The organism is Tenacibaculum sp. 47A_GOM-205m (assembly GCF_000518405.1).
Taxonomy (GTDB): domain Bacteria; phylum Bacteroidota; class Bacteroidia; order Flavobacteriales; family Flavobacteriaceae; genus Polaribacter; species Polaribacter lutimaris.
Window position 1 is genome coordinate 98297 of record NZ_JADN01000007.1, and the last position, 18638, is coordinate 116934.

General features: G+C 32.0%; 21 protein-coding genes. 10 read left to right on the plus strand and 11 right to left on the minus strand.

Annotated elements, in window-relative coordinates; translation table 11 throughout:
* Positions 1 to 1071, plus strand: coding sequence for a YncE family protein (locus N534_RS0107420; protein ID WP_028891879.1), 1071 nt, complete (start codon positions 1 to 3; stop codon positions 1069 to 1071).
* Positions 1072 to 1135: 64 nt separating this feature from the next.
* On the opposite strand, the gene N534_RS0107425 is transcribed toward N534_RS0107420, so the two are convergent.
* Positions 1136 to 1549 (minus strand): thiol-disulfide oxidoreductase DCC family protein, encoded by a 414-nt coding sequence (locus N534_RS0107425; RefSeq protein WP_028891880.1) that lies wholly within the window; start codon positions 1547 to 1549, stop codon positions 1136 to 1138.
* A gap of 147 nt (positions 1550 to 1696) precedes the next feature.
* Here N534_RS0107425 and N534_RS0107430 point away from each other — a divergent pair, with 147 nt between their 5' ends.
* Genes N534_RS0107430 through N534_RS0107445 form a run of 4 tightly spaced genes read left to right on the plus strand, consistent with a single transcriptional unit; the run spans position 1697 to position 6017 of the window.
* Positions 1697 to 2407: an ABC transporter ATP-binding protein gene (locus N534_RS0107430; protein WP_028891881.1), complete on the plus strand. Its 711-nt coding sequence runs from the start codon at positions 1697 to 1699 to the stop codon at positions 2405 to 2407.
* 1 nt (position 2408) lies between these two features.
* Positions 2409 to 3638 (plus strand): ABC transporter permease, encoded by a 1230-nt coding sequence (locus tag N534_RS0107435; RefSeq protein WP_028891882.1) that lies wholly within the window; start codon positions 2409 to 2411, stop codon positions 3636 to 3638.
* Positions 3639 to 3640: 2 nt separating this feature from the next.
* Entirely contained in the window at positions 3641 to 4885 is a 1245-nt protein-coding gene (locus N534_RS0107440; RefSeq protein WP_028891883.1) for an ABC transporter permease, read from the plus strand.
* 22 nt (positions 4886 to 4907) lie between these two features.
* Positions 4908 to 6017 carry an efflux RND transporter periplasmic adaptor subunit gene (locus tag N534_RS0107445; protein ID WP_028891884.1) on the plus strand — a complete coding sequence of 370 codons (1110 nt, stop codon included), beginning with the start codon at positions 4908 to 4910 and terminating at the stop codon, positions 6015 to 6017.
* A gap of 256 nt (positions 6018 to 6273) precedes the next feature.
* On the opposite strand, the gene gcvT is transcribed toward N534_RS0107445, so the two are convergent.
* Positions 6274 to 7356: a glycine cleavage system aminomethyltransferase GcvT gene (gene gcvT, locus N534_RS0107450; protein WP_028891885.1), complete on the minus strand. Its 1083-nt coding sequence runs from the start codon at positions 7354 to 7356 to the stop codon at positions 6274 to 6276.
* A gap of 220 nt (positions 7357 to 7576) precedes the next feature.
* On the opposite strand from gcvT, the gene N534_RS0107455 reads away from it, so the two are divergent.
* The 4 genes from N534_RS0107455 (at position 7577) to priA (ending at position 11612) form a co-directional block, all read left to right on the plus strand.
* Positions 7577 to 8122 (plus strand): TlpA disulfide reductase family protein, encoded by a 546-nt coding sequence (locus N534_RS0107455; RefSeq protein WP_028891886.1) that lies wholly within the window; start codon positions 7577 to 7579, stop codon positions 8120 to 8122.
* An 18-nt stretch (positions 8123 to 8140) separates the two neighbouring features.
* Positions 8141 to 8362 (plus strand): VF530 family DNA-binding protein, encoded by a 222-nt coding sequence (locus N534_RS0107460; RefSeq protein ID WP_028891887.1) that lies wholly within the window; start codon positions 8141 to 8143, stop codon positions 8360 to 8362.
* A gap of 107 nt (positions 8363 to 8469) precedes the next feature.
* Entirely contained in the window at positions 8470 to 9168 is a 699-nt protein-coding gene (locus tag N534_RS0107465; RefSeq protein ID WP_028891888.1) for a hypothetical protein, read from the plus strand.
* The gene (gene priA, locus N534_RS0107470; RefSeq protein ID WP_028891889.1) at positions 9168 to 11612 is read left to right on the plus strand and encodes a primosomal protein N'; all 2445 of its coding nucleotides are present in this window, start codon (positions 9168 to 9170) and stop codon (positions 11610 to 11612) included. Before N534_RS0107465 ends, priA begins: the two co-directional genes overlap by 1 nt.
* A gap of 88 nt (positions 11613 to 11700) precedes the next feature.
* On the opposite strand, the gene N534_RS15505 is transcribed toward priA, so the two are convergent.
* From N534_RS15505 to ruvX, 9 genes are all read right to left on the minus strand, one after another.
* The gene (locus N534_RS15505; RefSeq protein WP_156025576.1) at positions 11701 to 12081 is read right to left on the minus strand and encodes an HAD hydrolase family protein; all 381 of its coding nucleotides are present in this window, start codon (positions 12079 to 12081) and stop codon (positions 11701 to 11703) included.
* Between the two features lie 13 nt (positions 12082 to 12094).
* The gene (locus N534_RS0107480) at positions 12095 to 12610 is read right to left on the minus strand and encodes a hypothetical protein (protein ID WP_028891891.1); all 516 of its coding nucleotides are present in this window, start codon (positions 12608 to 12610) and stop codon (positions 12095 to 12097) included.
* 102 nt (positions 12611 to 12712) lie between these two features.
* Complete coding sequence (locus N534_RS0107485; RefSeq protein ID WP_028891892.1) at positions 12713 to 13306, minus strand: hypothetical protein; 594 nt, start codon at positions 13304 to 13306, stop codon at positions 12713 to 12715.
* Between the two features lie 11 nt (positions 13307 to 13317).
* A complete protein-coding gene (locus tag N534_RS0107490) occupies positions 13318 to 13950 on the minus strand; it encodes a hypothetical protein (protein ID WP_028891893.1) in 633 nt (210 codons plus the stop codon).
* A 31-nt stretch (positions 13951 to 13981) separates the two neighbouring features.
* Positions 13982 to 14710 carry a (S)-benzoin forming benzil reductase gene (locus N534_RS0107495; RefSeq protein WP_028891894.1) on the minus strand — a complete coding sequence of 243 codons (729 nt, stop codon included), beginning with the start codon at positions 14708 to 14710 and terminating at the stop codon, positions 13982 to 13984.
* Between the two features lie 706 nt (positions 14711 to 15416).
* Positions 15417 to 16196: a nucleoside triphosphate pyrophosphohydrolase gene (gene mazG / locus N534_RS0107500; RefSeq protein ID WP_028891895.1), complete on the minus strand. Its 780-nt coding sequence runs from the start codon at positions 16194 to 16196 to the stop codon at positions 15417 to 15419.
* A 3-nt stretch (positions 16197 to 16199) separates the two neighbouring features.
* The gene (locus N534_RS0107505) at positions 16200 to 16625 is read right to left on the minus strand and encodes a DUF5606 domain-containing protein (RefSeq protein WP_028891896.1); all 426 of its coding nucleotides are present in this window, start codon (positions 16623 to 16625) and stop codon (positions 16200 to 16202) included.
* Between the two features lie 22 nt (positions 16626 to 16647).
* On the minus strand, positions 16648 to 17232 hold the full coding sequence (gene def, locus N534_RS0107510; protein ID WP_028891897.1) for a peptide deformylase: 585 nt from the start codon (positions 17230 to 17232) through the stop codon (positions 16648 to 16650).
* 57 nt (positions 17233 to 17289) lie between these two features.
* A complete protein-coding gene (gene ruvX, locus N534_RS0107515; protein WP_028891898.1) occupies positions 17290 to 17700 on the minus strand; it encodes a Holliday junction resolvase RuvX in 411 nt (136 codons plus the stop codon).
* A 120-nt stretch (positions 17701 to 17820) separates the two neighbouring features.
* Between ruvX and N534_RS0107520 the strand changes: the two genes are divergently transcribed.
* Positions 17821 to 18636: a 2,3,4,5-tetrahydropyridine-2,6-dicarboxylate N-succinyltransferase gene (locus N534_RS0107520; RefSeq protein ID WP_028891899.1), complete on the plus strand. Its 816-nt coding sequence runs from the start codon at positions 17821 to 17823 to the stop codon at positions 18634 to 18636.
* Positions 18637 to 18638 lie beyond the last annotated feature (2 nt).

The following is an 18638-nucleotide window of genomic DNA, read 5'->3' on the forward strand; positions in this document are numbered from 1 at the left end:
ATGAAAATAACTAAATTATTAGGATTATTATTCTTAGGAGGTATCCTTTTTACATCATGTAGCGATGATTCAAGTTCAAGTTTACCTAAAGGAGATTATGAAAATGGAATTTTGATAAGTGGAGAAGGTACTACAGCTGTTTCAGGATCTGTTTCTTTTGTATCTAATGATTTATCAATTGTAGAAAATACAATTTATAAAAAAGTAAATAATGCTGAGTTTGGAGAGTATGTTCAGTCTATTGCATTTGATAATGATAGAGCTTATATCGTTGCAGATAACCAAAACACTGTAACAGTAGTAGATAGATATACTTTTGATAAAGCAGGAGTTATTACAACAGGTTTATCAAAACCAAGGTATATGACCGTAGTAGGAAATAAAGGTTATGTAACTAACTGGGGAGCTACAGATAATGATAATGATGATTTTGTTGCAATTGTAGACTTAAACTCTTTAGAAGTAGAAGGAAAAGTAGACGTAGCTTTAGGACCAGAAAGAATTATTGCTAAAAATGGAAAATTATATGTTTCTCATTTAGGAGCATTCGGAACAAATAATAAAGTAGTTGTAATTGATATTGCTACAAAGTCAGTAGTAAAAGAAATAACAGTTAAAGATAACCCAGATGAGTTATATGTAGATAGTTCAGGTAAGTTAGTAGTTTTATCTCAAGGAAAAACTATTTATGATGAGAATTGGAATGTAGTAGGACATACATTAGCAGCTATTTCTTTTATAAATACAGCTAGTAACGAGGTTGATTCAGAATTAGTTTTCAATGAAGGAGAGCACCCTTCTCAAATGGTTTTAGATGGTAATAATGTTTATTATAGTTTAGGAAATAACATTTATAAAACGGATGTAAATGCTACTACTTTACCAACATCTGAATTATTAACTACAGATGCAGGATACCTTTATGGTTTAGGTGTAAGAAACAACGAAGTTTTTGTATTAGATGCTAGCTTTTCGGGTAATAGTAAATTAGATATTTACGATTTATCAGCAAAAACTAAAAAAGATACTAAAGAAGTTGCCTTAGGAGCTTCAAAAATTTATTTTAATTAAGTCGTCCCCAGAAAATAGGGAAATATTGCTATGAGTGAGCTCACCAATTTGGTGAGCTTATTTTTTATAAAAACTTTTCTTGTATTTCTTTAGAAGGTATCATACAGGCCTCCTTTTTTCCAAACCACTTGTAACGATTTTTAGCAATGTAATCGTATACAATATTTCTAAGCCTTTCAGGAAGAACCCAAAAAACTTGGGTTAACTTCCAAATTCCGCCAAAATCATTCATAATTTTTAAAGCAGCAGAAGATTTTATATAGTAAGCAACAGAAGGTTCATATAAAATAATAGAATCTATTTTTGAGGTATCAACACCTAAATATTTAGTAATTTCCTTTCCTATGTCAGATTGAAGAGAGGTGAAAACAAACTGATTTTTAGTGTCATGTTTTATAACTTTTAGCACACTATCGTTGCAAAAATTACAGATGCCATCAAATAAAATTACTTTTTTATTACTAGGTAAATTATTCATATTTAATTTTTTATAAAAAATTAAGTGCTAATTTGTAACATTATTCAAAAGTAAGCGTCTTGTAAGAAAGTAAATAGTGTTTTAACAATAATTTAGATGTAATTATGTAAATCAGTATGTACTTTTATTTAAAAATTAACTAAAACTATGATTCGAATAGAAAATCTTCACAAATCTTATCCTATAGGAAAAGACTCTCTTCATGTTTTAAAGGGTTTGAATTTACATATTAAAGAAGGAGAATTTGTGTCTATTATGGGATCTTCAGGTTCTGGTAAGTCTACCTTATTAAATATCGTAGGGTTGTTAGATACACATGATGAAGGAAAATACTACTTAAACGGACAGTTAATTGAAAACCTAAATGAAAAGAAGGCAGCAGTATTGCGTAATAAGTTTTTAGGTTTTGTTTTTCAGTCGTTTAACCTAATTTCTTATAAAACAGCTTTAGAAAACGTTGCGTTACCATTGTATTATAAAGGTATAGGAAGAAAAGAACGTTTAGAAATAGCTATGGAATATCTTGAAAAGGTTGGTTTAAAAGACTGGGCTAATCATTTACCAAATGAACTTTCAGGAGGACAAAAACAACGTGTAGCTATAGCAAGAGCATTGGCAACAAAACCTAAAGTAGTTTTAGCTGATGAGCCGACAGGAGCATTAGATTCTACAACAACCGATTCTGTAATGGATTTGTTAACAGAGATTAACAATGAAGGTATGACGGTTTTTGTAATTACACACGAGGAAGAAGTAGCTGCGCAAACTAATCGAGTTGTTCGTTTAAAAGATGGAGTTATCATTAGTGATGAATTAACAGAAATGGCAACCAAAGTAGAAAACTCTAAAGCGGTATAATATGTTTGATATAGATCGTTGGAGGGAAATATTTCAAAGTATTAGCAAAAACAAACTTCGTTCTGTTTTATCAGGGTTTACTGTCGCTTTTGCCATTTTACTTTTTACCTTATTATTTGGAATTGTATCAGGGTTACAGAATCAGTTTAAAACTGCTTTTGCTGATGATGCAACCAATGCAATGTTTGTAAGAGTATGGAAAACCTCAAAACCTTATAAAGGCTTACAAACAGGAAGAAGAATACAGCTAAAGAATAAAGATTTTGATTATGTTAAAGAGGAGTATGAAGATAAAATCCAACATTTAACAGCACGAATATTTAAGAGTGTAAATATTACGTATAAAAACAATCAAAATAGCTACCAATTACGAGCAGTGCATCCAGATCATCAGTTTTTAGAAAAAACAATTATTGATGAAGGAAGATATATTAACGAGTTAGATTTAAAAAATAACGCAAAAGTTATCGTGATAGGTCGTCTTGTTAAACAAGACTTATTTGGAGAAAAACCTGCGTTGGGAAAAAGAGTAAATGTTGATGGAATTTCATATAAAGTAATCGGTATTTTTTCTGATGAAGGTGGTGATAACGAAGAGCGTTTAACCTATATGCCAGTTACGACTGCTCAAAAATTATATGGTAACAATGATTATATCAGCCAAATAAATATAGGATATAACCCTAACCTTAGTGTAGGACAGGCTATAGCTTTTGGAAACCGTTTAGAAAGGGATTTAAGGGAGAAATTAGATATTCATCCCGATGATCAAAGTGCTTTATCGGTAAGAAATATGGCAGAAGCAACAAAGGCAACAAGGATGATTACAGGAGTTTTATTTATACTAGTAATTTTTATTGGCTCTGGAACTTTAATTGCAGGAATTATTGGAATTAGTAATATTATGATTTTTGCAATAAAGGAACGTACCAAAGAGTTTGGAATTCGTAAAGCACTAGGAGCACAACCTTCTTCGATTATAGGAATGGTAGTTCAAGAGTCTGTTTTAATAACCACTATATCAGGGTATTTAGGCTTGAGCTTAGCTACCTTTATACTAAATTCAATAGGTGATAGTCTTGAAAAGTACTTTATTAAAGATCCAAGTGTAAGTCCAGGAATTGTAATAGGAGCTACGGTTATTTTAATTTTATCAGGGTTATTAGCAGGGTATTTACCTGCGAAAAGGGCAGCACAAATTAAACCAATTGTAGCATTAAGAGCAGATTAATTATGAAGTTTTTATTTGATTCAGACACTTGGCAAGAAATTTACGGAAGTATTCGTAAAAATAAAATTAGAACAATAATTACTATTGTAGGAGTGTTTTGGGGGATTTTATTATTAGTAGGTTTGCTGGGAGCTGCTAGAGGTTTAGAGAATGGGTTTAAAAAACTTTTTGGAGATTTTGCAACCAACAGTGTTTTTGTATGGACGCAGAGAACCGATATACCTTTTAAGGGTTTTCAAAAAGGTAGAAGATTTAACCTAACATTTAAAGATATAGAGGTTCTTGAAAAAGAATATGCTAAAGAAATAAAGTTATTAGCTCCTAGAAATCAAACAAACGGAACTATTGTTAAAGGTTTTAAAACAGGTAGTTTTCAGGTCAGTGGAGATTATCCAGTTTTAGATCTTGTACAAAAGAAAGATTTAATTTATGGACGTTTTCTTAATCAAAATGATATAAAAAACAACTCCAAAGTTTGTGTAATATCTGAAGATATGTACAAACAGCTGTTTGATAAAAAGGAAATGCCTATTGGGCAGTATGTTAAAATTAGCAACGTAAACTACAAGGTTGTAGGAGTGTATAAACCTTCAAACACTATTGATATTGATGGAGATACTGCCTATATACCGTTTACCACTTTTCAAAAAGTATATAATACGTCCAATAAAGTAGATTGGATGATGATTACGGCTAATGAAGGAGTAGATATCAAACAAATGGAGAAAGATATCTTATTAACACTAAAAAGTTTACATAAAGTACATCCAGAAGATAAAAGAGCTTTTGGTAGTGTGAATTTAGGAGATCAGATAGATAAATTAATGGGCTTTTTAACAGGAATGCAGTTTTTAACTTGGTTTGTTGGTATTGCAACTTTAATAGCAGGAGTTTTTGCTATTGGAAACATCTTGTTAATTACTGTAAAAGAACGTACTAAAGAAATTGGAATTAGACGAGCTTTAGGTGCAACTCCTAGAAGTATAAGAAGGCAAGTTGTATTAGAATCTGTTTTTTTAACAACTATTGCTGGTATGATAGGTATTGTTATAGGAGGTTTTTTATTGATGTATATAGATTACAAATGGGGAAGTGGACCTGATTCTGCCCTAGTAAATCCGACCGTAAATATACCTATAATAATGTTGGCATTTTTCATATTAGTTGTTTTAGGAACACTAATAGGATTAATACCAGCATACATGGCAACAGTAGTAAAACCAATTGAAGCATTAAGAGAAGAATAAAAAAAGAAATAATCAATTAATCATGAGCAAAAGAGCAAAAATTATTTTAGGAATCGTAGCACTATTATTTGTAGTCATCCTAATTTGGTTAGGAAAGAAAAATCAAAAAAGTGTGGTTACTTACGAAACGGAAAAACCATTTAAAACAACTATTGTAAAAAAGGCAGTAGCCACAGGTAAGGTTGTTCCTTTAGAAGAAGTTGAAATAAAACCACAAATTGCAGGAATTATAGATAAAATTGTGGTTGAAGAGGGAGCAATTGTAAAAGCAGGAGATTTATTAGCTACAGTACGAGTAGTGCCTAATGAGCAATCGTTACAGAGTGCTAAAGGACGAATTAGTTCTGTGCAAATTCAATTAAACAATGCCAAAACTCAATATGATAGAAATAAAAGCTTATTTGATAAAGGAGTAATTTCTAGTCAAGAGTTTGAAGCTTCTCAATTGTCATATAACCAAGCAAAAAATGACTTGAGAAATGCTCAAAACGATTACCAAATCATAAAAAAAGGATCAGTAGGTTCGGCAGGAGCTAATACAAACATTAGAGCAACAACCTCGGGTATGGTGGTAGAAATTCCAGTTAAGAAAGGATACCAAGTTATTCAGTCTAACAATTTTAACGAAGGAACTACCATTGCTACGATTGCAGATATGGAGAAGATGATTTTTGAAGGACAAGTTGATGAATCAGAAGTAGGAAAGTTGGTAAAAGGTTCTAACATCGAAGTTTCATTAGGAGCTATTGAAAATAAAAAGTTTCCTGCAGTATTAAATTTTATTGCACCTAAAGGAACAGAAGAAAACGGAGCGGTACAATTTAAAATTAAGGCAGATGTAAGTCTTGATGATAATTATTTTGTGAGAGCAGGATATAGTGCCAATGCAGATATTGTTTTAGAAAAGAAAGACAGTGTGTTATCTATTAAAGAATCGTTATTGCGTTTTGACAAGAAAACTGAAGAGCCATATGTAGAGGTGAAAAAAGGGGAAGATGAGTTTGAAAAGCGTGAGTTAAAATTAGGAGTTTCTGATGGCGTAAACATTCAGGTATTAGAAGGGGTAACTGCTGATGACGAAATCAAAATCTGGAACAAGGCATCAAAAGATGACGAAAAGAAAAACAACTAAGCGTTTAGATAAATAAGTAAAAAAGCAGTTCTTTTAAAGAGCTGCTTTTTTCTTTTAAGCTATCGTATACTACACTAGTAACTTAAAAAAGTACGTTTGAGGTACTGTAAATAAAAAGAACACAGGTTTTAAGTAAATTCGGGGTGCTTACTAGTAAGTAAGTACTTAATTTGATTTAAGGGGAAAGTCAAATTATTTTATTTAGGGGTAAAAAAAAGCAGCTCATTTGAGCTGCTTTTTTATTGGAGTTTATATTTTATCCTTTGTAAAAAGGCAATTTAACCACCTTTGCAGAAAGTTGTTTTTTACGTACTTGAATAAATATATCGCTATCAATTTTTGAGTTTTCAATAGTAACGTATCCTAAACCAATTCCTTTTCCTAAAGAAGGACTCATAGTTCCTGAAGTAACACGACCAATGTTGTTTCCGTCAGCATCAACAATCTCGTAATCATGACGAGGTACACCGCGTTCTGTTAATTCAAAAGCAACTAATTTACGAGTAACACCCGCTTCTTTTTGTGCTTTTAAAGCTTCAGCATTTACAAAATCTTTGGTAAACTTAGTAATCCAACCTAAACCAGCTTCTAAAGGAGAAGTAGTATCGTCAATATCGTTACCATATAAACAATATCCCATTTCTAAACGTAAAGTATCACGAGCAGCTAACCCGATAGGTTTAATTCCCCAATCTTTACCAGCTTCAAAAACTTTATTCCAAAGTTGCTCAACATCTTCATTCTTTACATATACCTCAAATCCACCAGAACCCGTATAACCTGTAGCAGAAACTACAACGTTCGGAATTCCAGCAAAATCAGTAATTTCAAAAGTATAGAATTTAATATTTGTTAAATCTACTGAAGTTAACGATTGCATTGCCTCAGCAGCTTTTGGACCTTGAATGGCTAATAACGACCAATCTTCAGAACGGTTTTCCATTTCAACATTTAAATCGTTGTGTTGCGAAATCCAGTTCCAATCCTTTTCAATATTAGAAGCATTTACTACTAACATATACTCATTTTCAGCAATCATGTAAATAATTAAATCATCTACAATACCACCATCGTTATTTGGCATACAGCTATATTGAGCTTTTCCTGGAGTTAATTTAGAAGCATCGTTAGATGAAACTTTTTGAATTAAAGCTAATGCATTTTCTCCTTTTAAGAAGAACTCTCCCATATGGCTCACATCAAAAACACCTACACCGTTTCTAACAGTTTCGTGTTCAATATTTACTCCTTCGTATTGCACAGGCATATTGTATCCCGCAAAAGGAACCATTTTTGCTCCTAAAGCTTCATGTACATGTGATAAAGCTGTATTTTTCATTCTTAAGTATGTTTGTTTAAAAAGTGTTGCTAAAGTATTGAAAAATTAGCAAACAAAAGGGACGGATGTGTTTAATATTATAGAACAGTATTACCCAAATGTTTGTTAATATTTTCTTGATCTTCCTTAAGAGTGGTAGATTTGAGAAAAAAATTAAAGAAAAGTAATTGTTGTAATGTGTTAGTATTTAAAACGACAATTCTACCTAAAAAATAATTTGATGAAATTTAATAGAAAAACAATTTCCAACATCATATTTGTAATCTTAATAGGATTACTGTTATATCCACCAACCAAAGTATATTTTATTCGATTAATTTCTTTTGCACCGTCAACTATAACTGAGGATAAAAGAGTAGAATTAACAGATTATAATTGGAATTTAAAAGGATTAAATACAGAGAGTGTTGATTTTAACTCGTTAAAAGAAAAAGTAGTATTTGTAAATTTTTGGGCAACTTGGTGCCCGCCTTGTGTTGCAGAAATGCCAAGTATTCAAAAATTATACGATGATTACAAAGATAAGGTTGAATTTGTATTTGTAAGTAATGAAGATTGGACAACTATTGATACTTTTTATAAAGATAAAGGTTACGATTTACCAACGTATAATATTTTATCAAAAGTACCTGACCAATTAGTGAGCAATTCAATTCCTGCGACGTTTGTTATTGATAAAAATGGAGTTATAGTTGTAGATAAAAAAGGACCAGCAGATTGGAATAGTCATAAAATAAGGAGTTTGTTAGATGAGTTGCTACAATAGATTATTTACCTTTGTAGCATGAGTCAAAAACAGCCAAATAATCCGCTTCACGGAATAAAATTAGCCACCATGTTAGAAGAATTATACTTAGAGTATGGTTGGGAGGAAATGGGAGATATGTTGAATATAAATGCTTTTAAAAAGAATCCGACCTATAAATCCAGTCTAAAGTTTTTAAGAACAACACCTTGGGCAAGAGCCAAAGTAGAAAAGCTGTACTTAGAAATGATAAGTGGTTAATTGTTAACCTGTTTTTTACTTACCTTATTTTTCCATTCTATTGAAGTCATAAATATAGAAGCTTTGGTGTTTACAATGTACACATTTTTGTGTAGTTTTGATATTAGATGAAGAAAACCACTTTTTACATACTTCCTGTTTTATTTCTGCTAATTATTTCTTGTTCCAAAACAGTTAAGGAACAAGCTTTAACCATAAAAGATGTTTTTCCTACACAGAAAAATACAGATTCTACAATAGTTTTTGATTTAGATACAGTAAAAAGTTTCAATTCGTTAACTGCTGTTTTTTGTAAGAATTATGATAATAAAAAGATTAAATATTTTATAAAGACAAAAAAGAATGAAGTTCCTTTTTCAATAAGAAGTATTATTGCTTGTGGTCATGCAGTTTGTGGATTAATAAAATTTAAAAATGTATTGTTTATAGATTATTATACTGATAGTATTTTTTTTCACAATCGAATAAAGTATAATTTTAACACGGTTGATGTTGAAAAAATGTTAAAAAGGCAATTTTTTAATAAAGGAAATGACCCTGAATTTTCTGATACTCCATATACTAACTTGATATATTTAGAATTTTTAAGTGATTTAAATAATTTTAAGCCCAGTTTAAAAAACAAATTAGATACTATTTCTAAATCATATTATAAGTTTATTGTAGGTTTTAATAGAGAAAATATAGATTCCCTAAAGAAATTATATCCTTTAAAAATAAAACTAAATCAGGCTATTCCACTTGTGGATGAAAATGGATATGATATAAAATATAATCCAGCAGGTCCCATAGAAATAGTAGAATAATGCCATATTTCATCGACGTCATATTACCCATTCCGTTGCAAAAAACGTTTACCTATACGGTAACCGAGGCAGAAGCTTCTTTTTTAAAAAAAGGAATGCGTGTAGCGGTTTCCTTCGGAAAAAGTAAAATTTATACCGCATTGGTGTTTAACATTCATCAAACGGCACCCGAATTATATGAAGCCAAAGACATTCATCAAATATTAGATGATACGCCTATTATAACAGAACAGCAACTAAAACATTGGCAGTGGATTTCAAGCTATTATATGTGTTCGTTAGGTGATGTATACAGAGCAGCCTTACCTTCAGCATTTTTGCTAGAAAGTGAAACCATCATCTATAAAAATGAAAACTTTGAAGAAGAAGCAATACTAACCGATGAAGAGTTTTTAATTTTTGAAGCCTTACAACATCATTCACAGTTAACCATTCATCAAGTTGCTGATATTTTAGGAAAGAAAACCGTACTTCCTATCATTAACGGATTGATAGAGAAGAGCGCGATTTACATTAAAGAAGAAATTTACGAAACCTACAAACCTAAACTGGTTAAGTATGTTCGATTACATAATAATTATGCTTCAAATGAAGGCTTACAAACACTTTTTGAGGAGCTTTCAAGAGCTAAAAAGCAACGAGAAGCTGTACTGACGTATTTTCAGTTAGCAGTGGCTAAAAAGCCGATAAAAGCAAAAGATTTAGAAGAACAGTCGGGAGCTTCTTCCGCAGTTTTAAAAGCCTTAGTAGAGAAAGATATTTTTGAGTTTTATCATATTCAAACCGATCGAATTAACTACCAAGGAGAAACGAATCAGATAAAAGAGTTGAATGAGTTTCAACAAGAAGCTTTCAATCAAATAAAAACTTCTTTTGAAACACAACAGGTAAGTTTATTACATGGGGTTACAGGTTCTGGTAAAACAGAAATTTATGTAAAACTAATTAAAGAAGTGATTGCTGAAGGAAAACAGGTATTGTTTTTACTACCAGAAATAGCCTTAACAACTCAAATTATTACCCGTTTACAAAACTATTTTGGAAACTTTATTTCTGTATTCCATTCAAAATACTCGATGAATGAACGGGTAGAGGTGTGGAACAACGTGTTAGAAAATAAACCGAAAGCGCAGGTTATTTTAGGAGCGCGTTCTTCGTTGTTTTTACCGTTTTCAAACTTAGGGTTGATTGTAGTGGATGAAGAGCACGAAACGTCGTACAAGCAATTTGAACCGTCACCACGTTACAATGCGCGTGATGCTTCGGTAGTATTAGGTAATTTACATCAAGCAAAAGTATTGTTAGGTTCTGCAACACCATCAATAGAGAGTTATTTTAATGCTGAGCAAAACAAATACGGATTTATAGAATTAACGCGTCGTTTCGGAAACATTCAGTTGCCTAAAATCGAGCTGATAGACATTAAAGAAAAGCACCGAAAAAAGGAAATGAATGGTCATTTTTCGGATCGTTTATTAAAAATGATTACGGAAGCGTTGGAGGAAAAAGAACAGGTTATTTTATTTCAAAACCGACGTGGATTTTCGCCTGTGGTAGAGTGTACTACTTGTGGTGTTTCTCCTCAATGTCCGAATTGCGATGTGAGTTTAACCTATCATAAATTCCGCAAAGAGTTAAAATGTCATTATTGCCATTACCAACGTGCAATGCCGAATAGTTGTGGTGCTTGTGGAAGTGCTACCTTAGACACCAAAGGTTTCGGAACGGAGCAAATTGAACTCGAGTTAAAAGAGCTATTTCCGAATCATAACATTGGGCGAATGGACTTGGATACCACGCGCGGCAAATATGGTTATCAAAAGATTATTGGGGCTTTTGAAGCGCAAGAAATTGATATTTTGGTAGGAACGCAAATGCTTTCTAAAGGATTGGATTTTGAAAATGTATCGCTGGTAGGAATCTTAAATGCGGATTCAATGCTCAACTTCCCTGATTTTAGAGCCCACGAACGTGCTTTTCAATTGATGGTACAAGTATCGGGTAGGGCGGGACGTACCAAAAAGCAAGGAAATGTGGCGATACAAACTTATAATCCGTATCATCAGATTTTACAGCAGGTATCGACCAATAATTATACAGAAATGTATAAAGAGCAATTGCAAGATCGTTGGCAGTTTCATTATCCGCCTTACTATCGCTTGATAAAAATTACCTTAAAGCACAAAGATTACACGCGTGTGGATAACGGTATCAACTGGTTGGCAAAAGCGTTACAAAATGTGTTTCATGAAAATGTATTAGGACCTACAGCACCTGCGGTTTCTCGTATTCGAAACCAGTACATTAAAAATTTAGTAATCAAAATTCCACCAAAACAATCCTTAGGAAAAACCAAAGAGCAGTTACAAAAAATTAAAAACACCTTTGAAGCAGTCAAAGATTTTAGACCGATCCGCTTTATTATTGATGTGGATGCTTATTAGGAGTTTTGATAACTCGTTTGAGAATATGAATCCGTTTTAATGATTTATATTCAATGTTAACAAATTTAATTTAATGGTAAATTGTTTTTTATTTATAGTAATCTAAAATTTCATTTAAATCAATTATCTTTTTAATTCCTTTTCTGTAAACTTCAATGTGTAAGTCATTTTGTTTTTTTACAACAGAGTCTTTTTCTTCAATTTGTGAGTAAGTTTGCTCAAATAAGACAAGTTTTTCACCATTGTCAAAAATTACTAAGGCATTATTATGATTGTTTTTATCTCTAGTCTTTTTTGTTATAATTCCTGCAAAACTTTGTTCTTTTAGCATTGTTTTTATTTTCTCATAACTTTTTTCTTTTGTGTTTACAAATAGCTCATTATAAGCCATTGTAGAAAATAGAACTACTTGAAAAATAATAATCAGTATGAATAAAATCTTTTTTAGTTGTTTATTGGAGAGTTCCATTTAGAAGTCAATATTAATTATATGTTTCATGGAAAAATACTTTTTCTTTAAGTGTAGTAATTATAGTTTTGGTAAATTGAGTCTCTTCCTTTTTTTTCAAATATAAAAAACTTCTACCCCAGCCATTGTCTAAATTCAAAACTCCATATTCGGGATTAAAAAATATAGGACCATTTCCATCATAAATATGTTTAGTCAGTATATAGAGATCAAAGCCAAATTTTGAAAGATTTCTATCTGAAAAATGCCCTTTCTTAATTAACTTAAATTCAGTTCCAGAAAAGAATAATTGATTAGTTTTCTTAATAAATTTAAAATCCATATTCTTTTCACTATCAATTAGGTTTTTGTACTTGTATATCGTTAAACTGTCATTATTCTTTATTGTTAATTCATATTTCATTTTAGTTTCTAAAGAGTCAATATTAAAAACGTAAAGAAATCTTTCTTCAATGTGTTTTTCATTTTCATAATTCTGACAGTTTAAAAAGTTAATTAGGATACTTAGGATAAGTAAATTCTTTTTCATTTTTATTCAATTTAAGTACTGAGATTAACTGTTATTGGAAATTCTGAATATCCACAATATCCTCATTTTTAAGTTTGTTTTGGGTGTCTATGTTAAGAATTGCTATTGATAGCCGATAACATCTTTTCTTACAGTCTTTCTCCATTTTCTTCCAAATGTTAAATCTAAAGTTTTAAAAATTCTTGTATTGTAATCAATTAAACATTCAGGTAGTCTTGCTTCACAACCAAAATCATAATATTCAACACCATATTTTCTTTTAAATCTCTTGTCTTTTTTAGTAGTAGCTATGGGGGCAATTCCACTCATTAAATAAAGCTTAGCTTTCCCAGCTTTCCAATCTGATGAGGCTTTCTCTTTATTCAGTCTACATTTAGCATTAACAACTATATGTTTAGGTCTTTTATAGTTTAGCCATTTAGATTTAAAGACAAATTCTTGAACATCATAATCTCCTGCAACTATAACTAAATGATATTCAGATTTTTTGTTTTTGGTAATAAATTTAAAATAGCCTAAGCTATCTGCTTCAATAAAATCAGTACTACCTTTTTCAGAGATAACTATTTTTCCTACTGGTTTTTTGCGAGTGATAGAAGAAACAATTTTCCCTCTTATTGTATCGTTGGATTGTGAATGTCCAATAGTTATAAACGCTAGAAGACAAATTGTTAGCAATTTTATTTTCTTTTTCATGATTTCATTTTTTAAGAAATTCCTCCAGAATAGCGTTCGACTATTTTCCATTTTCCATTTATCTTTTCTATTTTGATATTGTCGTTCCAAGCACATAAATCTCCACAAAAGAAGGTGTAATGTAAATAACCAACAGTGTAATTCCAATTAAATATAATTCTTGAAACGCCCAAGTAACCATATTCATTTTTTTTTGGGTTAAAGTCTTTTATGTTTTGAGGATTAATGTATTCAAAGGCAATTTTTTCATTCGAGAAATTGTAATCTAAGTTTCGCTCTTTTATCTTTCCTTTTTTCAGGTCGTAATATAAACGCTCTTCTTTCTCAAATTTTTCTAATTCATTTTCAAATCTCTTTTTATTTCCCTCTATTTTTTCTTTAGAATAACTAATTCCGTTTGCTCCAGTATCATATCCAGTAGGTTTAACAGAGTATGCTGTATTTGTATCTAATTTAGAAAAAATATAAAGTTTTAATTGTTTATTATCCCAATTATTAAGTTTTACCATTTCATCGAATTTTATCATTTCAAGGATAAGATCGTTAATAGCTATATTCTCTTTCTCAATATATTTTTCGCTTTCATAATTCTGACAGCTTAAAAAGTTAATTAGGATAGTTAGGATAAGTAAACTCTTTTTCATTTTTATTCAATTTAAGTATTGAGATTAACTGTTATTGGAAATTCCGAATATCCACAATATCTCCATTTTTAAGTTTGTTTTGGATGTCTATAGTAAAAATGGTTTCAGCAACGTACTCAGGAGTGTACAACTGATCGTTTTCTTTTAAATCGATAAAACGTTGTACGTTTTTAAAATCTTTTTCATTGGTACTTCTAATATCAGTTTGCATGTTGGTATCTACTACACCAGGATAAATAGCATTGCATTTCACCCCATGTTCAAGCTCATTTTGTTCCGCAGCAATAGTTTTGGTCATCATGTCAATCGCAGCTTTAGATGTACAGTAAATACTCCAACCTTCATACGGTTTTACGGCTGCACCTGAAGAAATACTAATAATCTGTTTTTTACAGGTTAACTGTTGTGTGGCTTTGATAAACAAACTGGATAAAATGAGTGGAGTAGTGGTGTTTAAATGAATACTTTTGGCAATATCTTCCGAAGGAATGTTTTCTAAATTAGAGATAACCCCTAATCGTCCTGCATTGTTAATTAATGTAACGGACGAAATAGGAAGGTCTTTAATTTCGCCTAACAACATTGTAAACGTATCGTGAGTTACTTTGGTATCCGATAAATCCACAGGTACTTGTGTAACGTTTTGTAAATCCGTAATACTTCTCGATAACGAGTATACTTTGTAATTTTCTTGTGCGTATTTTTCGGCTAAGGCTCTACCGATTCCTTTACTTCCTCCGGTGATGATGATAATGTTCATAGAGTAAAAATACAAAATTTGTCATTTCGAAGAAGGTACGACTGAGAAATCTCAAGGTTGAGTGTTTGTATTTCTAAAAATTATTTGGAACTTCCTTTGGTGAGATTCCTCTCTCTCGTTCGGAATGACAGATAACGTCATAGCGAGTAGTGGTAACAACGTGGCTAACTTTTAATCGAGAAAAAGATTGCTTCATTTTAGTCTGTCTTGGTGACAGCCGAAAGATTCACAATGACGGTTACATGTTGTCATTTCGAAGGAGATACGACTGAGAAATCTTACAATCGAGTTTTAGTAATTCTAAAAAATATTTGTAACTTCATTGAGTGAGATTCCTCTCTCGCGTTCGGAATGACAAGGAACGTCATAGCGAGTAGTGGTAACGACGTGGCTAACTTTTAATTGATACAAAGATTGCTTCATTTTAGTCTGTCTTGAGCGACAGCTGAAAGATTCACAATGACGGTTGGGTTGTTAGTTGTCATTTCGAAGGAGGTACGACTGAGAAATCTTACAATCGAGTTTTAGTAATTTTAAAAAATATTTGGAACTTCCTTGGGAGAGATTCCTCTCTCGCGTTCGGAATGACAAGGAACGTCATAGCGAGGAGTGATAACGACGTGGCTAACTTTTAATCGAGAAAAAGATTGCTTCATTTTAGTCTGTCTTGAGCGACAGCCGAAAGATTCGCAATGACGGTAGTCGATTATTTGAAAAATTCTTTCGAATTTTCCCAATGCACATCCATTTCAGCGAGGGTCATGTCAGAAAGTTGCTTGCCTTCTTTTTTGGCAGCTTCTTCTAAAAACTGAAAGCGATTGATGAATTTTTTATTGGTTTTTTCTAAGGCATTTTCAGGATTAACTCCAATAAAACGAGCGTAGTTAATCATGGAGAATAAAACGTCTCCAAACTCTTTTTCTATTTTCTCTTGATTGTTGTTTTTGATTTCTTCGTTTAGCTCAGAAAGCTCTTCTTGAACTTTTTCCCACACTTGATGGGGTTCTTCCCAATCAAAACCAACACCAGCAACTTTATCTTGAATACGATTGGCTTTTACCACTGCAGGTAAACTTTTAGGAACGCCTTCTAAAACCGATTTATTCCCCTCTTTTAGCTTGAGCTTTTCCCAGTTTTTCTTAACGTCTTCTTCATTTTCAACAACTACATCACCATAAATATGCGGATGACGGTCGATGAGTTTATCTGAAATTGAATTGGCTACGTCAGCAATATCGAAAGCTTGTTTTTCGCTTCCTATTTTAGCATAAAAGACGATGTGCAAAAGCACATCGCCTAATTCTTTTTTTATTTCTTCTAAATCGTTGTCTAAAATAGCATCTGCTAACTCGTAGGTTTCTTCAATAGTTAAATGACGTAGACTTTGTAAGGTTTGTTTTTTATCCCACGGACACTTCTCACGAAGATCGTCCATGATGTCTAACAAACGATTAAAGGCGGCTAACTGTTGCTTACGAGTATTCACGATTTAGGCTTCTTCTGCAGTTGTTTCTTCAGTAGCTTCAACTAAGGAACTAAAATCAAAATTAGCTTTTGCTAATGTGTTGTACCACTGAATTACTTTTTTAATATTTGAAGCATATACACGCTCTTGATCAAAATCTGGTAAAACCTCACCAAAGAAATCAGTTAATTTAGCTGCACTTTCTTTGTGAGAAATCGCTTCTTTACCTTCTGCTTTTTCAGCAATGTTCTTAAAAACACGTGCTAAAGGCACTTCTTCTTCATATGTGTAAATAGCGATGTTTTCTAATAAACTTACATTGTGAGTCGCTGTAATAGGAAAACGTTTACCATCTACAATTGATTTTACGATAACCCCAGTTTTAGTTTGTGATAAAATTTCATATAAACCTGGTTTACCAGTAACAGCTATAATTTTGTTAAATTCCATGTCTTACTGTTTTAGTATATTATTATTTCTTAGCATTTGGAAAACGCATGCGATAACCTGCATTAACCTTTCCTTTTGAAATATTCTCTAATTTCTTTTTAATTAATCTCTTTTTTAAAGAAGAAAGTTTATCTGTAAACAAAACTCCTTCAATATGATCGTATTCATGTTGAAAAACACGTGCAGGTAATCCGCTTAACGTTTCTGTGTGCTTTTCAAAGTTTTCATCTTGGTATTCAATAGTAATAGTTTCTTGACGAAAAACATCCTCATTAATGGTAGGAATACTTAAACACCCTTCGTTAAAAGCCCATTCATCACCTTCTTCTTTAATAATTTTAGCATTGATGAACACACGGTTAAAGTCTTTAAAGTAGTTTTTCTCTTCTTCACTTAAATCTTCATCTTCAGCAAAAGGAGAAGCATCGATTATAAACAAACGGATGTCTTTTCCTATTTGAGGAGCTGCTAAACCAAGTCCGTTAGCATTGTACATGGTTTCTCTCATATCGGCAATTAGTTTTTCTAACTGCGGATAATCGTTATCGATTTCTTTTCCTACTTTACGTAAAACGGGATCTCCGTATGCTACAATGGGTAAAATCATCTACTTTTTAATTTTTAAGGATTGCAAAAATACAAAGAAAGCTCTGTGTTAGAAAATTTATTTGTTATACAAATACGATTGTAAGATAATTGTAGCACTAATTTCGTCTACTAAGGCCTTGTTTTGACGTTGTTTTTTCTTTAAACCGCTATCAATCATTGTTTGAAAAGCCATTTTAGAAGTAAAACGCTCATCTACACGTTTTATAGGGATAGAAGGAATAGTTTTCTCAAGCTTTTGAAGAAAAGGAGTTATGAGCACTTCACTTTCACTATCAGAATTATCCATCTGCTTTGGTTTTCCAACTAAAAAAAGTTCAACATTTTCTTTTTGAGTATACTCTTTTAAAAATGTGATAAGTTCAGAGGTGTTTACAGTTGTTAAACCCGAAGCAATAATTTGAAGTTCATCGGTTACGGCAATTCCTGTTCTTTTTTTTCCAAAATCTATGGCTAATATTCTGCCCATTAAAAAAGTTTTTTGCAAAGGTAGCTAAATTAAACAAGGGAGGAATATCTGTTTAAAAAATGTATCTTCGCGGTATATTCTTGAAAGCAACTTTATTTTTGCTGAAAAATATTATTAAAAATGACAGAATTACAATCAATTATAGAAAAAGCGTGGGATAACCGCGATTTACTGAAGGAAGAAACTACGATTAATGCTATTAGAAAAGTAGTAGATTTATTAGACGCTGGAGATTTACGTGTTGCTGAGCCAACTGACAATGGATGGCAAGTAAATGAATGGGTAAAAAAGGCAGTAGTGTTATATTTTCCTATTCAAAAAATGGAAACTTTAGAAGCAGGTATTTTTGAATATCATGATAAAATTCCATTAAAGAGAGGTTACGAAGCGAAAGGAATTCGTGTGGTTCCTAATGCGGTAGCTCGTCACGGAGCCTATATTTCAGCAGGAACTATTTTAATGCCTAGTTATGTAAATATTGGAGCGTATGTTGATGAAGGAACGATGGTAGATACTTGGGCAACTGTAGGTTCTTGTGCGCAAATTGGTAAAAACGTACACTTATCTGGTGGAGTAGGAATTGGAGGGGTTTTAGAGCCTTTACAAGCAGCACCAGTAATTATTGAAGACGGAGCATTTATCGGCTCTCGTTGTATTGTTGTTGAAGGAGTTAGAGTAGAGAAAGAAGCGGTTTTAGGAGCGAATGTAGTATTAACAATGAGTACTAAAATCATTGATGTAACAGGTGATGAACCAGTTGAAATGAAAGGAGTTGTTCCTGCACGTTCTGTAGTAATTCCAGGAAGTTATACAAAGAAGTTTGCTGCAGGTGAATATCAAGTTCCTTGTGCTTTAATCATTGGTAAACGTAAAGAGAGTACGAATAAGAAAACTTCGTTGAATGATGCTCTTAGAGAGTATGATGTAGCGGTTTAATC

What these genes read in the sequence shown, in the direction of transcription:
- N534_RS0107520 (WP_028891899.1), top strand. Translation starts at nt 17,821, where the DNA reads ATGACAGAATTACAATCAATTATAGAAAAAGCGTGGGATAACCGCGAT.
- N534_RS0107485 (WP_028891892.1), bottom strand. Translation starts at nt 13,306, where the DNA reads ATGAAAAAGAAAATAAAATTGCTAACAATTTGTCTTCTAGCGTTTATA.
- N534_RS15505 (WP_156025576.1), bottom strand. Translation starts at nt 12,081, where the DNA reads ATGGAACTCTCCAATAAACAACTAAAAAAGATTTTATTCATACTGATT.
- N534_RS0107490 (WP_028891893.1), bottom strand. Translation starts at nt 13,950, where the DNA reads ATGAAAAAGAGTTTACTTATCCTAACTATCCTAATTAACTTTTTAAGC.
- N534_RS0107460 (WP_028891887.1), top strand. Translation starts at nt 8,141, where the DNA reads ATGAGTCAAAAACAGCCAAATAATCCGCTTCACGGAATAAAATTAGCC.
- N534_RS0107455 (WP_028891886.1), top strand. Translation starts at nt 7,577, where the DNA reads ATGAAATTTAATAGAAAAACAATTTCCAACATCATATTTGTAATCTTA.
- N534_RS0107420 (WP_028891879.1), top strand. Translation starts at nt 1, where the DNA reads ATGAAAATAACTAAATTATTAGGATTATTATTCTTAGGAGGTATCCTT.
- N534_RS0107480 (WP_028891891.1), bottom strand. Translation starts at nt 12,610, where the DNA reads ATGAAAAAGAATTTACTTATCCTAAGTATCCTAATTAACTTTTTAAAC.
- gcvT (WP_028891885.1), bottom strand. Translation starts at nt 7,356, where the DNA reads ATGAAAAATACAGCTTTATCACATGTACATGAAGCTTTAGGAGCAAAA.
- N534_RS0107430 (WP_028891881.1), top strand. Translation starts at nt 1,697, where the DNA reads ATGATTCGAATAGAAAATCTTCACAAATCTTATCCTATAGGAAAAGAC.
- def (WP_028891897.1), bottom strand. Translation starts at nt 17,232, where the DNA reads ATGATTTTACCCATTGTAGCATACGGAGATCCCGTTTTACGTAAAGTA.
- ruvX (WP_028891898.1), bottom strand. Translation starts at nt 17,700, where the DNA reads ATGGGCAGAATATTAGCCATAGATTTTGGAAAAAAAAGAACAGGAATT.
- N534_RS0107440 (WP_028891883.1), top strand. Translation starts at nt 3,641, where the DNA reads ATGAAGTTTTTATTTGATTCAGACACTTGGCAAGAAATTTACGGAAGT.
- N534_RS0107495 (WP_028891894.1), bottom strand. Translation starts at nt 14,710, where the DNA reads ATGAACATTATCATCATCACCGGAGGAAGTAAAGGAATCGGTAGAGCC.
- priA (WP_028891889.1), top strand. Translation starts at nt 9,168, where the DNA reads ATGCCATATTTCATCGACGTCATATTACCCATTCCGTTGCAAAAAACG.
- N534_RS0107505 (WP_028891896.1), bottom strand. Translation starts at nt 16,625, where the DNA reads ATGGAATTTAACAAAATTATAGCTGTTACTGGTAAACCAGGTTTATAT.
- N534_RS0107435 (WP_028891882.1), top strand. Translation starts at nt 2,409, where the DNA reads ATGTTTGATATAGATCGTTGGAGGGAAATATTTCAAAGTATTAGCAAA.
- N534_RS0107445 (WP_028891884.1), top strand. Translation starts at nt 4,908, where the DNA reads ATGAGCAAAAGAGCAAAAATTATTTTAGGAATCGTAGCACTATTATTT.
- N534_RS0107425 (WP_028891880.1), bottom strand. Translation starts at nt 1,549, where the DNA reads ATGAATAATTTACCTAGTAATAAAAAAGTAATTTTATTTGATGGCATC.
- N534_RS0107465 (WP_028891888.1), top strand. Translation starts at nt 8,470, where the DNA reads ATGAAGAAAACCACTTTTTACATACTTCCTGTTTTATTTCTGCTAATT.